This is a genomic window from Streptomyces sp. NPDC046915 (genome assembly GCF_040644935.1).
Taxonomy (GTDB): Bacteria; Actinomycetota; Actinomycetes; order Streptomycetales; family Streptomycetaceae; genus Streptomyces.
In genome coordinates this window covers 56,016-68,835 of the sequence record NZ_JBEYXB010000016.1, presented here as the reverse complement: position 1 = coordinate 68,835, position 12,820 = coordinate 56,016, and the positions used below count along the sequence as shown (strand labels likewise).

The 12,820-nt window shown below is 68.8% G+C and carries 9 protein-coding genes and 2 pseudogenes; 5 read left to right on the top strand and 6 right to left on the bottom strand.

The features are described 5' to 3' along the window. Positions 1-1,209 precede the first annotated feature (1,209 nt). Both ABZ915_RS33905 and ABZ915_RS33900 read right to left on the bottom strand, forming a co-directional pair. A pseudogene (locus tag ABZ915_RS33905) lies at positions 1,210-1,718 on the bottom strand (sugar-binding domain-containing protein). Between the two features lie 642 nt (positions 1,719-2,360). Further along, positions 2,361-2,999 carry a TetR/AcrR family transcriptional regulator gene (locus ABZ915_RS33900; protein ID WP_361811177.1) on the bottom strand — a complete coding sequence of 213 codons (639 nt, stop codon included), beginning with the start codon at positions 2,997-2,999 and terminating at the stop codon, positions 2,361-2,363. 152 nt (positions 3,000-3,151) lie between these two features. On the opposite strand from ABZ915_RS33900, the gene ABZ915_RS33895 reads away from it, so the two are divergent. Then, a complete protein-coding gene (locus ABZ915_RS33895) occupies positions 3,152-5,506 on the top strand; it encodes an MMPL family transporter (RefSeq protein ID WP_361811175.1) in 2,355 nt (784 codons plus the stop codon). Between the two features lie 341 nt (positions 5,507-5,847). On the opposite strand, the pseudogene ABZ915_RS33890 reads toward ABZ915_RS33895, so the two are convergent. From ABZ915_RS33890 to ABZ915_RS33880, 3 genes and pseudogenes are all read right to left on the bottom strand, one after another. Next, positions 5,848-7,096: pseudogene (locus tag ABZ915_RS33890) on the bottom strand (MFS transporter). Positions 7,097-7,200: 104 nt separating this feature from the next. Continuing rightward, complete coding sequence (locus tag ABZ915_RS33885) at positions 7,201-7,545, bottom strand: cupin domain-containing protein (protein WP_361811173.1); 345 nt, start codon at positions 7,543-7,545, stop codon at positions 7,201-7,203. Positions 7,546-7,614: 69 nt separating this feature from the next. Then, positions 7,615-7,776, bottom strand: a complete 162-nt coding sequence (locus ABZ915_RS33880) for a hypothetical protein (protein ID WP_361811171.1) — start codon at positions 7,774-7,776, stop codon at positions 7,615-7,617. A 95-nt stretch (positions 7,777-7,871) separates the two neighbouring features. Between ABZ915_RS33880 and ABZ915_RS33875 the strand changes: the two genes are divergently transcribed. The 4 genes from ABZ915_RS33875 (at position 7,872) to ABZ915_RS33860 (ending at position 11,912) form a co-directional block, all read left to right on the top strand. After that, positions 7,872-8,396, top strand: coding sequence for a PadR family transcriptional regulator (locus ABZ915_RS33875; RefSeq protein WP_361811169.1), 525 nt, complete (start codon positions 7,872-7,874; stop codon positions 8,394-8,396). Further along, positions 8,393-9,085 (top strand): ABC transporter ATP-binding protein, encoded by a 693-nt coding sequence (locus tag ABZ915_RS33870; RefSeq protein ID WP_361811167.1) that lies wholly within the window; start codon positions 8,393-8,395, stop codon positions 9,083-9,085. Before ABZ915_RS33875 ends, ABZ915_RS33870 begins: the two co-directional genes overlap by 4 nt. Next, positions 9,082-11,430: an FtsX-like permease family protein gene (locus ABZ915_RS33865; protein WP_361811165.1), complete on the top strand. Its 2,349-nt coding sequence runs from the start codon at positions 9,082-9,084 to the stop codon at positions 11,428-11,430. Before ABZ915_RS33870 ends, ABZ915_RS33865 begins: the two co-directional genes overlap by 4 nt. 269 nt (positions 11,431-11,699) lie before the next feature. Further along, positions 11,700-11,912, top strand: coding sequence for a cold-shock protein (locus tag ABZ915_RS33860; protein ID WP_361811163.1), 213 nt, complete (start codon positions 11,700-11,702; stop codon positions 11,910-11,912). 303 nt (positions 11,913-12,215) lie between these two features. On the opposite strand, the gene ABZ915_RS33855 is transcribed toward ABZ915_RS33860, so the two are convergent. Beyond that, positions 12,216-12,743 (bottom strand): STM3941 family protein, encoded by a 528-nt coding sequence (locus ABZ915_RS33855; RefSeq protein WP_361811161.1) that lies wholly within the window; start codon positions 12,741-12,743, stop codon positions 12,216-12,218. Positions 12,744-12,820: the final 77 nt, after the last annotated feature.

Here is a 12,820-nt window from a genome sequence, read left to right as displayed (position 1 = left end):
CGGGTTCCCTTCGTTGGAGGTTGCCCGTCCCGAACTCGTCACGGTTCGGGGCGTAAGCGCTTACTGTGCGAAAATTTTTTGCCGGACCGGCTCACCTCTTCATCCCCGAGGTCACAACACCGCGCACGAAGTACCGCTGGCGAACGGGAAAACGAGCTGGGTGAGCGGGAGCAGGAACACCACGTACGGCGAGGAGGCAATGCCCCACAGCACCCACGGCCAATAGGCGGGTTCGGCCGGAGTACCGCGACCATCGCCGCCGTGGCCACGATCGGTCCGGGGAGGGAGGACATGGACCGTGCCGGAGCCGTTGGAGCCGTACCACTTGCCTCATGGACCACCACGTCGGCCACCTATCCGATCCGGTCCTTGCCCTGCTCGAGCAGCTTGTTGATGCCCTCGCTGATCTTCCGGGCCGCGTTGTCGACGGTGGTCTTCCCGCGCGCCACTGGTCGATGTACTGGTTGAGCGTGCTGACCAGTTGGCGGCGGTAATGCACGGTGAGGCAGCCATCGGCAACTGACGGACCAGCTCGGTCCGGGAGGTCTTGAACGCCTCCTTCTGGTACGGCAGTTGCTGCGGGAGTTTCGGCAACAGCGCTTTCAGGGCGGGCAGGCCCCAGCCGCTAGTGGCCCGTTCCCCGGCCGACGGCCCGGCCATAAAGTACTCCGTGAGCTTCCACACCGCGTCCTCGTTCTTCGACTTGGCCGGAATCCACGCTCCCTGCCCGGCCCTGGCACGGGCCGACCCGTTCGCCGCCGATGATCGGAGCAGGAGCCATCAGGATGTCCGCCTGTAAGTCGCCTGCCGACGTGACGAAGTTGCCGCCGTACCAGTAGCAGTCCTGGGAGACGGCAGAAACTGCAGCACGCAGATGATGGCTAGTTGGGCGGGCGAGCGACCGGGACGCCCGTCGCGCGGCACCAGCCAGCGAAGTCCTCGTCACACTACAGCCGGTCCAACAGAGGTAGCGGGTGTCGGCGGACGCTGTGGGCTGGGTGGGCTGACCGGTGGGGCGGGATGTGGCTGCTTTGTGCCCGGGCGCACTCGATCCGCGGAGATACGCCGGAAGCATGCCGACACGACGGAGCACGGTCTGACTCGCTCCGAAGCCATGATTCACCTCGCTATGACCGATCTCATGGCCCGCCGTCTCACTGGTGAGAACACGCCAGAATGATCAAGCTTCGCTGACGCATCGAAAATGAGTCAGTGGCGGTCGAGGAGGGCCCTGGCCACCTCGATGTCCGTGATGAGGATATTGATCCAGCCACCGCGAACGGCCCCTCGAATGGCTGCCAGTTTCGACATTCCGCCGGCGACGCCGATTCGGCGATCCACCCTACGCAGTTCCTCCGGAGCGATGCCGATGATTCGATCATTGAAGGGGCGTCGACGGCGCGGCCCTCTGCGTCGAAGTATCGAGTACAGACGTCCCCGACAGCTCCCAGCTCTTCAAGCTGGCGCTGCTCCTCGGCCGCGATCGCGTTCCCGGAACGGCGCAGCAACGGGGAAGGCTCCAGTGTTCCGATGCCGACCAGTGCCAGGGTGACGCGGGACCATGCCTTCATCACGGCTGCCACAGCCGGCTCCTGCGACAGTAGGTCGCACAGCTCGCGGCTGCCGACCAGGGCAACCGAAGGGGCGAATACCGGGCGCGCTCCGGTGAGTTCGGCCAAGCGGCTGGTGAGGCGAGTGGCGTGGAGTTGAACTTCCACTGACCGAGACCGTCTCCGCCCTGCGCATCCTCACCGTCGAGGTCTACGCCGACGGGGTCTTCGTCTTGACGGTCCCCTCCTACAGCGGCCAACCCGCCCGATGGTCGGTGACCACTGACGGACGAAGCCGCACCGTCCCCGCCCGTCCCGTCCGCCTGCCCAACCCTCACCGGGACGACGCCTCGGCCGTGTGGCCCGGTCCGTCCGCTCGCCGACCACGGCGTCGACCCGGCCAAGGAACTCATCGGCCGTTGTCTTGAGCCCGCGAGGGCGTGCCCTTCAAGTGCCCGAAGCGCTCTGCAATTCCCGCAACTCCCTTGCTGGATGCGGCCGTCTACCGCCGTCCAGTCCGGAAGGGGCGACGATGTGATGCGCGTACAGGGAGTGCTGACGTCCGGGTCGCTGACGGAGTCGTGGACGCTGCTGGGGATGATCCGCGGCCGGTCGATCCGGTGGCGTGTTTCCTGGCTGACCATGGAGCAGGATCTCGCTCCTCAGGCCGCGCCGCCACCCCATGGCGGCGGCAGCCAGAAGTGGATCGACTGGGCCGACGAGCAGCCGGTGTCCCGGGCGGCCGGACCGCGCTGCGCGGATGTCTCGGCGGGCCGCGCCGACGGCGACTCAGGACGGACGTTCGCGAGGTCAGGTGCGCGTGACATTGCCGAGCGCGGTGCGCAGGTCGTCCTCTCCGGGACGCAGCGGGGGCAGGGGGGTTGCGTTGTCGGGGTTGAGCGAGTCGAAGAGCAGGGCGATGAAGCGGGCGCGCAGTGAGGGGGCGGTGCCGGGGAGCGCGAGGCCGGCAACGGCCATGACGAGAAAGCGCGGGATGTCCTCGGCGGTGAGGTCCGAGCGGATCTCCCCGGCCTGCTGCCCGCGCTCCAGGAGCGGGTGGAGTGAGGCGCTGAAGCGTTGGAGGACGTCCACGGCGACGTCGGCGAAGTTGCTGGCGAAGGTGACCAGTCCACGTTCCTGTGTGATCAGGTCGAGCAGCTGTGTGGCGACGTCCTGAAGCGCCTGACGGGAGTCGGGAGCATCAGTGGCACGCTCGATGAGCGGGAGCAGGTCGGTCTCGAGGATGTCCTCGAGGACGGCCCGGACGATGGCCTCCCGGTTGGGGAAGTGGCGGTAGAGCGTGGCGATGCCCACACCGGCCTCCGCCGCGATCTGCTCCAGCGAGGCTTCTCCCTTGCCCAGCACGGTCCGTCCCGCGGCGATGATGCGCTCCACGCTCGAGCGGGCATCGACCCGGCGCCGGGAACCGCGGTCCTTCGTGGTTGCCATCCGTGACTCTTCCCTGTCCTGCGATGAGGGCGTCACCCCTCCCCCTCCGATAGCACTCTACCGCATTGATAGTCTCCTATCGTTTTGATAGAACCCTCTCAGTTCGTTGTGTGACCACGGCTGCCAGGCCAAAGTGAGATGGGGAGAGATCTGTGTCCGTTCTGCTGTACCGGCTGGGACGCTTCGCCTACGGCAAACCCTGGTACGTCATCGGCGGCTGGCTGGCCGTCCTGGCGTCCGTCGTGACGCTGCTTGCGGTCGCTCCCGTGAAGCTCAGCAACGAGGTGCGCATCGACGGCACCCCGGCACAGAAGGTCATCGACGATCTGGCCACATCCCTGCCGGAGGCGTCCGGAGGCCAGGGCATGCTGCTCTTCAAGGCTCCGCACGGCACCCGGATCGACGGCGAGAGGAGTCGGACCGCCCTGCTGGCGGCGGTGGACGCCGTCTACCGCCACGACCACGTCGTCGACACGCGCAAGGTCCTGGCCCAGGAAGCCGCGAAGGGCGAGAAGAGTCCGCTGCTGCGCGCCCAGGCGACGGTGGCCCGTGCGGCCGGCCCGCAGTCCTCCGGCCGGACGCCCGTCCCGTTGCAGGCGGATGGTCAGCCGGTGCCGGGGGTGGTCGTCTCCGCCGACGGCTCGACGGCGTTGATGCAGTTCCAGTTCGACGAGCAGACCTTCGAGCTTCCCTCCGGGACGATCGACAACACCATCAAGGCCGCCGAGCAGCGAGCCGCACGCGGCGGCCTGGAGGTCCTGCCGTCGGCGGCGATGATGGAGATCCCCGAGATCATCGGCGTCGGAGAGATCGTCGGCGTGGCCGTCGCGGCAGTGGTCCTGCTGATCACTCTGGGGTCGGTCGTGGCGGCGGGCCTGCCCCTGGTCATCGCCCTGGTCGGGGTCACGGTGGGAGTCGGCGGTGCCTTCACCCTCTCCACCGTCTTCGAGATCCACTCGCTCGCCGCGGTACTGGCGCTGATGCTGGGACTGGCCGTCGGCATCGACTACGCCCTGTTCATCGTGAACCGGGAACGCCGGCTGATCCTGGACGACGGCCTGGACGCACACGAAGCGACCGGCCGCGCCATCGGCACCGCCGGCAGTGCGGTCTTCTTCGCCGGCAGCACCGTCATCATCGCCCTGGCGGGGCTCCTGGTCATCAGGATCACCCTGCTCTCCACCATGGCCCTCGTCGCGGCCGCCACGATCGCGATCTCCGTCCTGCTCGCCCTGACCCTGCTGCCGGCACTGCTGGGCCTGGTCAAGGAACGCGTCTGCCCCACCCGGACCCGGCGCCGGGTCACGCCGCAGCAATCCGGCACCGGCCATGGCCGAGCCGTCCGTTGGGGAATGCGGCTGACCCACCACAAGTACGCCGCCCTCGCGGCCGCGGTCCTGGTTCCCGTGATCCTGGCGGTGCCTGCCGCCGACATGAAACTGGGCCTGCCCTCCGGCGCCAGCTACAACCCCGACACCGGGCAACGCCGCAGCTACGATCTGGTCAGCGACGCCTACGGACCCGGCTACAACGGTCCCCTCCTGGTCGCCGTCCGCTCCACCAGGAGCGGAGCGCCCCTCGCCCCCGCCGCCCTCGCCGCGGCGACCTCGAACCTGCGAGCTGTCAAGGGGGCCACGTCGATCTCGCTGGCCGGGATGAACAGGACCGGCACCACGGCCATACTCAGCCTCGTTCCCGACAGCGGCCCCAACGACGACGCGACGAAGGACCTCGTCACCGCGATACGGGACAGGAGTGCACCGATCAGCAAGGCCCACGGTGCGGTCATCGGCGTCACCGGCTTCACCGCTCTCGCGGTCGATGTCTCCGGCCGGCTCGCCGACGCCCTGCCCGTCTACCTGGCGACCGTCCTCGGCCTCTCCCTGATCGTCCTGCTCCTGGTCTTCCGCTCCCTTCTGGTCCCCGTGCTGGCCACCCTCGGCTTCCTGTTGAGCATCGCGGCCACCTTCGGCCTCACCACGGCCGTATTCCAATGGGGATGGCTGCAGGACCTGATCGGACTCGACGCCACCGCCCCCGTCGTGAGCCTGCTGCCCATCATCGTGACCGGCGTCCTCTACGGGCTCGCCATGGATTACCAGATGTTCCTGGTGACCTCCATACGCGAAGCACACGTCCACGGGGCAACCGCGCGGGACGCCACCGTCACCGGCTTCGCGCGCGCGAGTTCCGTCGTCCTGGCGGCGGCCACCATCATGGTCTCCGTCTTCGCCGGGTTCGTCTTCAACGCCCAGCCCATGATCAAGCAGGCTGGCTTCGCGCTGGCGGCGGGAATCCTCATCGACGCCTTCGTCATCCGCATGACACTCATCCCGGCCACCATGGCACTCGCGCAGGAAAAGGCCTGGTGGATCCCCACCTGGCTGGACCGACTGCTGCCCGACCTCGACGTCGAAGGCGACAAGCTCGCACAGAAGATCTCTCCGCCCCACCCCGCAGCCGCGCAGCCGCGCACCGCAGCACGACAAGCCGGAACCACCGGCTGACCGAAGTCAGGCACCCCTTCCCGAACTGCCCGCAGGCTGCCCCTCGGATCCCGGCAGGCGATCCGAGGGGCGTCTTGCAGCATCGGCAGCGTGCCGTCCGACCGTCGGCGCATCCGTCCTTGAGGCGGCCTGCCGCGTCACTTCCTGTGCCACGACATCGGCACCCCGCGTCGGCTGCGACACGACGAGCAGGCGTAGCGGCCGGGTCATTTCACGGGCCCTCGGGGACGAACACCGGCCCGCGAGCACAGGCGCGTACGCGTCGTGAGGCCGGCCTGCAGGCCTTGAGCGACGTGAACGAACGTCGGGTGATGTGCGGTGCGGATGGCGTTGGGTGCGGTCTACGCCGAGCCCGCGTCGTCGGCGGTGGCGGGTACGTCGGCATCGGTGATGCGCCTCGCTGCCGGCCCTCCGGTGCGTGCCCCGGTCTCCACCGCGGGGGCCAGGAAGGCGGCGGACACGACACAGGCCAGGACGACGAACATGGCGGGACGCAGGCCGACATGGCCACCGAGAAAGCCGAGGCCCGGCGGCCCGACGAGAAAGGCGACGTAGCCGATCACCGCGACCAGACTGACCCGGGCCGTCTGGTCCGGGCCGGACTCCCCGGCGGCCGAGAGCGCGAGGGGGAAGCCGAGCGAGGCGCCCAGGCCCCACAACAGTACGGCGGCTCCGGCCAGGACAGCGTTGTCGGAAACGATGACGATGAGCAGACCGAGCGCACCGGAGAGCGCACTGGCGCGTACGACGACGGTACGGCCGAAGCGGTCGAGGAAGAAGGTGCCGGCAAAGCGGCCCAGCGTCATCGCGGCGGCGAAACCGGCGTACACGAGGGAGCCTGCTGTGGCGTCCATGCCGTGTCCGTCGACCATCAGCAGGGGCAACCAGTCGTTGGCCGACCCCTCGGCCAACGCCATGGCCAGCACGATCGCGCCGATGAGCAGGAGCCGCCCGTCCTTCCACACCGCCGGGCGGCGCTTGCCGGCGCCGGCCTCGTGCGGCTCTTCGGGGGCGGCGCGGCCGGTCTCCTCCGGGATGGCGCGCACCGAGTAGAGGAGGAGTCCGACGGCGAGCAGATCGACCGCCGCGAGGTGCCAGTGCACCGGTACGCCGACCGCCGTCGCCGCCATGCCCGCTCCGGCGCCGACCACCGTGCCCAGGCTGAAGCAGCCGTGCAGCGCGGGCAAGGTGGTCTTGCCACCGACCCGCTCGACGTCCGTGCCGTCGACGTTCACCGCCACGTCGCCGACGCCCAGCCCGGCGCCGAAGGCGCACAGGCCCGCGGTCACCATCGGCACCGACGCCAGGACGCTCCCCCAGGAGATCGTGGCCATCCCCGCGATGAGGAGCCATGTCCCCCAGACGATGACGGGCCGTGTCCCGAACCTGGACACCAGCCGTGCTGAGCAGGAGATACCCGCCATCGAGCCGATCGACAGCCCGAACAGCACCAGCCCCCATGTGCGCGGTGGAGAGTTCCAGCCGGTCCCGGATCGCGGGCGTGCGTGTCACCCAGGAGGACATCGCGATCCCAGCCACTGAGAAGAGCAGGAACAGCGCGTGACGCCGCCGACGCACGGCCTGGTCCATGAGAACACTTCTCCGTCCGCAGTGGAGCGGCTCCCGGCCGGGCCTCGGCGCCCCACCCCGCTCGCATAAATGTACATGCCATGTGACCACGATAGAGAGCGCTTTCACATCGATACGCAGCAGTGCCCTTGCGGGTTCGGGGCGTAGACCGCGACCACGCGGGCGTACTCCGGCGCCCAGCAGCGGCCGACGCTTCCTGCCGGTACCCGGACGACGTCACCCGTGGCAGCCTCGACAGTTTCTCCGTCGCATGCGACGAACAGGTGGCCCTCCAGGACGTAGTTGAACTCGTCGTGCGGATGCTCGTCCGTCCAGGATTCACCCCGCAGTTCCCACTCCATGAGGGCGACTCCCGGCCGACGGCCCTCACCCGGCGGCACGAAGGCGTGACCTTTGGGCCGCCCTTCCCGGCGGACGAGCGGACTGGAGGGGTACTTCTGGGGTGCCATCGTTAATCCCTTCCATATCTGAACGGATCGGCGCGCCGGCCGCGACGCCCCTACGAGCGACCCGGTCCATCAGTCCTTCGCGAGTTCCAGCAGGGCGAGAGTCACCCTGTTCGCCTTCTCGGCCAGCGGTGCGAGCGACCGCGGCTTGGCGTCCCACATAGCCCAGCGGTTCGCACCTTCGAGGACCGTCATCACGGCGGCCACCCGTTTCCGAACCGTGACGATCGGCATTCCCGGCTCCCTCACCTGCACTGTCGTACGCCCTGCCACGACCTACACACTCGATGTATACACGTCGCGTATACATGGTGTGTAGAGTGCGGATCATGTCCATCGGTCACACCCTTTTGGGGCTCCTGGAGACCGGCCCGCGCCACGGCTACGACCTCAAGCGGGCCTTCGACGAGAAATTCGGTCACGACCGGCCGCTGCACTACGGCCAGGTCTACTCGACGATGTCCCGGCTGTTGAAGAACGGTCTCGTCGAGATCGACGGGATCGAGGCGGGCGGCGGTCCCGAGCGCAAGCGCTACGCGATCACCGACGCCGGCATCACCGACGTACAGCGGTGGCTGGCGACCCCGGAGAAGCCGGAGGAACACCTCCAGTCGACCCTCTACACCAAGGTCGTCCTCGCCCTGCTCACCCGGCGCGACGCCGCCGAGATCCTCGACACCCAGCGCTCCGAGCATCTGCGCAGCATGCGGATCCTCACCGACCGCAAGCGCAAGGGCGACCTGGCGGATCAACTGATCTGCGACCACGCCCTGTTCCACCTGGAAGCCGACCTGCGGTGGCTGGAGCTGACGGCCGCCCGACTCGACAAACTCCGTGAGGCTGTGACCCGATGACCACTTCTCCCCCCGGTTACCTGCTCACCGCGCACGACCTGCGCAAGGCGTACGGCCCGACCCACGCGCTGGACGGCGCCGAGTTCTCCATCCACCCCGGCGAGGTCGTCGCCATCATGGGCCCCTCCGGGTCCGGCAAGTCCACGCTGCTGCACTGCCTCGCCGGCATCGTGCCGCCCGACTCGGGCTCGATCACCTATGACGGGCGGGAACTCGCCACGATGAGCGACGCCCAGCGCAGTGCGCTCAGGCGCAGCGAGTTCGGGTTCGTGTTCCAGTTCGGCCAGCTGGTGCCCGAGCTGACCTGCGTGGAGAACGTCGCCCTGCCGCTGCGGTTGAACGGCTCCTCCCGCAAGGACGCCGAGCGGACCGCGCTCGGCTGGATGGAACGCCTGGAGGTCGACGACCTCAAGGGCAAGCGGCCCGGCGAGGTCTCCGGCGGCCAGGGCCAGCGCGTCGCCGTGGCCCGCGCGCTGGTCACCGGACCGCGCCTGCTGTTCGCCGACGAACCCACCGGTGCGCTCGACTCCTTCAACGGCGAACGCGTGATGGAACTTCTGACCGAAGCGGCCCGCTCGACCAACGCCGCCGTCGTCCTCGTCACCCACGAGACACGCGTGGCCGCCTACTCCGACCGCGAGATCGTCGTCCGCGACGGAAAGTCCCGCGACATGGAGCGCGCCGTATGAGTCCTCGCCAGTGGGCCAGAGACCTGGCCATGGGGGCCCGCTTCGCCGTCACCGGCGGACGCGAGGGCTGGGTACGGATGACGCTCACCGCCGTCGGCGTCGGCCTCGGCGTGGCACTGCTCCTGCTGTGCACCGCCCTGCCCAACGTGTTCGCCGCCCGCCAGAAAGTGGAGGACGCCCGCTTCGACTACACGTACTCCGCCAAGACCCCGCCGAAGGCCGACAACACCTTCCTGATCGCCGACACCGACACCACCTGGCACGACGACGACATCCGCGGCCGGCTCGTCGAGCCCGAGGGCAAGCGGGCGCCGCTGCCCCCGGGGGTCGACAGCTTCCCGGGCAAGGGCGAGATGGTGGTCTCCCCCGCGCTCAAGGACCTGCTCGCCTCGGACGGCGCCAAGCTGCTTCGGGAGCGGCTGCCCTACAAGATCACCGGCACGATCGGTGAGAGCGGACTCATCGGCTCCCACGAACTGGCCTACTACGCGGGCGCCTCGGGGCTGAAACTCACGGCCGTCTCCCCGGTGCACCGGCTGACCGAGTACGGCAATCCGGATGCGACCCCCGGGAAGACCGACCCGGTGCTGCTGCTCATGGTCCTGGTCGTGTTCGTGGTCCTGCTGACCCCGGTCGCCGTGTTCATCGCCGCCGCCGTCCGCTTCGGCGGCGAGCGCCGCGACCGCCGGCTGGCCGCGCTGCGCCTGGTCGGCTCGGACAGCCACATGACCCGGCGGATCGCGGCGGGCGAAGCACTCGCCGGAGCCCTGCTCGGCCTGGTCATCGGCACCGGCTTCTTCCTCCTCGGCCGTCAGACGCTGGGCACCACCGAGGTGCTGGGCGTGAGCGTCTGGCCCAGCTACCTCGATCCCTCCCCCGTGCTCGCCGCGCTGGTCGCGGTGGCGGTCCCGGTCGCCGCCGTACTCGTCACGCTGCTCGCGATGCGCGGCGTGGTGGTGGAACCGCTTGGCGTCGTGCGCGCGGCCAAGCAGCGCCGCCGCCGGCTGTGGTGGCGGCTGCTGCCCCCGCTGGCCGGCCTCGCGATGCTCTACCCGATGATCGGCAAGGGCCGCAAGAACGGCGACTTCAACCAGTACCTCGTCATCGGCGGCGTGCTGCTGCTGCTGATCGGCATCACCGCGCTGCTCCCCTGGGTCGTGGAGGCGGTCGTCGTCCGCCTCGGCAAGGGCGCGCTGTCCTGGCAGCTCGCGGTACGACGGCTACAGCTGAGCAGCGGAACGGCCGCACGCATGGTCAACGGCATCGCTGTCGCCGTGGCCGGAGCCATCGCCCTTCAGATGCTGTTCACGGGAACGCAGAGCCAGTACACCAAGGCCACCGGCGAGGACCCCGGCCGGGTCCAGATGCAGGTCGACTTCAGCGACCGCAAGCCGCTGTCCGGTGTCGAGCGCGAATTCACCGGCACCAAGGGGGTACGGGCCGCAGTGGCCCTGGCCGGCACGCAGTACGGAGACGCGCGTCGCGACCCGAAGAACAGCAACGGCCTGACCGTGGGCAACTGCACCGCCCTGCGCGAACTCGCCACGCTTCCCTCCTGCAAGGACGGCGACGTGTTCGTAACGCGAACGAGGAGCCACTACACCTCCCCCAGCAACGCCGACGAAATCGCCGTGGTGAAGCCCGGTCGGCAGCTCTACATCGACCCGACATACGGAGACGCCACCGAACGCGGCATCGAGGTGCCCTGGACCGTGCCGGCGACCGTGCGGGTGGTGGACGCGCGCAAGGACTCACTAGACGACGCCAACGGTCTGCTGGTCACCCGCGCCGCCCTGCCCGCCAAGGCCGCGCCCGCGTTGTTCTCGGACGGGGTCTACCTGCGTCTGGACCCGTCGGTGCCGGACTCACGGGAGTACATACGCAACGTCGTCGCCCGGGTCGACCCCCTGGCACGCTCCTACGCTTGGTCGGCGACCCAGGAGGACGCCAAGTACACCTCCATCCGCACCGGCCTGTTCGTCGGCTCCGTCTTCGTGTTGGCACTGATCGGCGCGAGTCTGCTGGTCTCCCAGCTGGAGCAGTTGCGCGAGCGCAGGAACCTGCTCTCCGCGCTGGTCGCCTTCGGCACCCGGCGCCGCACGCTGAGCCTGTCGGTGCTCTGGCAGACGGCCCTCCCGGTCGGACTCGGCCTCGTACTGGCCACAACGGTGGGTGTCACCCTCGGCTCGGTGCTGCTGAAGATGACCCGTACACCGGTGGCCATGGACTGGGCGAGCGTCCTGACCATGACCGGCGTGGGCGCGGCCGTGGTCGGCGTGGTCACGCTGCTCAGCCTGCCGCCGCTGCTGCGGATGATGCGCCCGGAAGGCCTGCGCACGGAGTAACCCGCCTCCCATCCCCCGAAGTGGGCTCCTCCCGCCAGGAGGAGCCCACCCCTGCACGCAGGCAAGCCCGGTCGGCATCACGGCTGTGTCACCAATGGTTGACCAACGCCTCGTCATGCGGTTCGCGCTTCGGAATCGGTTCCTGACAGAGGCTGACGACTACCAGCCAGCCGTTCCAGGTTCCATCGTCAGCGTCCCTTCAGAATGGTGATCAACTCGTTGGGTGCCCCTCTGCGCCCAACCGGTGAATATGAACCGAAGGAGTGGACATGCCTGAGCGGCAGAGCGGCACCGTCAAGTGGTTCAACGAGGAGAAGGGGTTCGGCTTCATCACCCCAGAAAGCGGCCCCGACCTCTTCGTGCACTTCAGGGCGATCCAGGGCAGCGGCTTCAAGAGCCTCAAGGAAGGCCAGAAGGTGACCTTCATCGCGGTGCAGGGCCAGAAGGGCATGCAGGCGGACGAGGTCATCGCGGAGGAATGAGCCACCGACCCGGTATCGTCGCGTAACAGGGCCTCGGTCCGGAGCCGACTCGGCTCCGGACCGGCGTGCCGGTAGGTGTGTGCCGGATCCGCGCTCCACTTCGCCCGCCGCGTCGTGGCCCAGCCGGCGACGGCAGCCCTCGCCCAACTCGGCTCCTGGATCGCAGCCGAGGAACGACGGGAAGCGGAACGCCGCCGCGGCGAGCAGATGCGCCCGCACTGGACCCACGCGTGTGGCTGATCCAGTACGGGCTCAACAAGGTCGAAAAGGAGACGGAACCAGCCGGTCGGCCGACGGACGCACTCAGTGCTGTACTGCCAGTCCGGGGCAGTGACGCCGCATCGCGTCCAGGACCGCCCCAGGCGGCACCGGCAAGGTGTTTGTGGCCATGTTGGCCGGACCAAAGCCGAGTCGCGCGTTCATGGACGCGGTGCTGCGGACGAGCTTGGGTGCTCGAGCCAGATAGGCGTCCGGATCGTGCAGCACCAGCTCGATGAACCACTGCGAGGTGTTACGCACCCGCTGCTCGCGTATCCGCACGGCGGCTATCTCGTCCCAGCCGAACCGGCCCAGCCTCACGTGGTCCACTCCCGCGTCGTCCAGCACCAACTCCGGTCGGCCGCGGAGCAGGCGCTGGATGATGATCACCGTGCAGAACCCGAAGAAGGGCACGGCCAGCGCCCCCGCCACAGTCATCTTCACGGTGCTGTGGGCGACCAGGAAAACAATCCCCAGAGCGACGAAGACCAGAGAGCCGGCCAGCATGGCCCACACACGTCCCTTGGCGAGCGGGTAGATCGTCGGGGGCAGTGGAACGCCGTTTCTGATCACGGGCTCAGACGATAGGACCAGAGCCCTCATCAGCGGAAGCCTTTTCGCAGGCCGTCTGGTGCCGTGGCCGTGGCCGT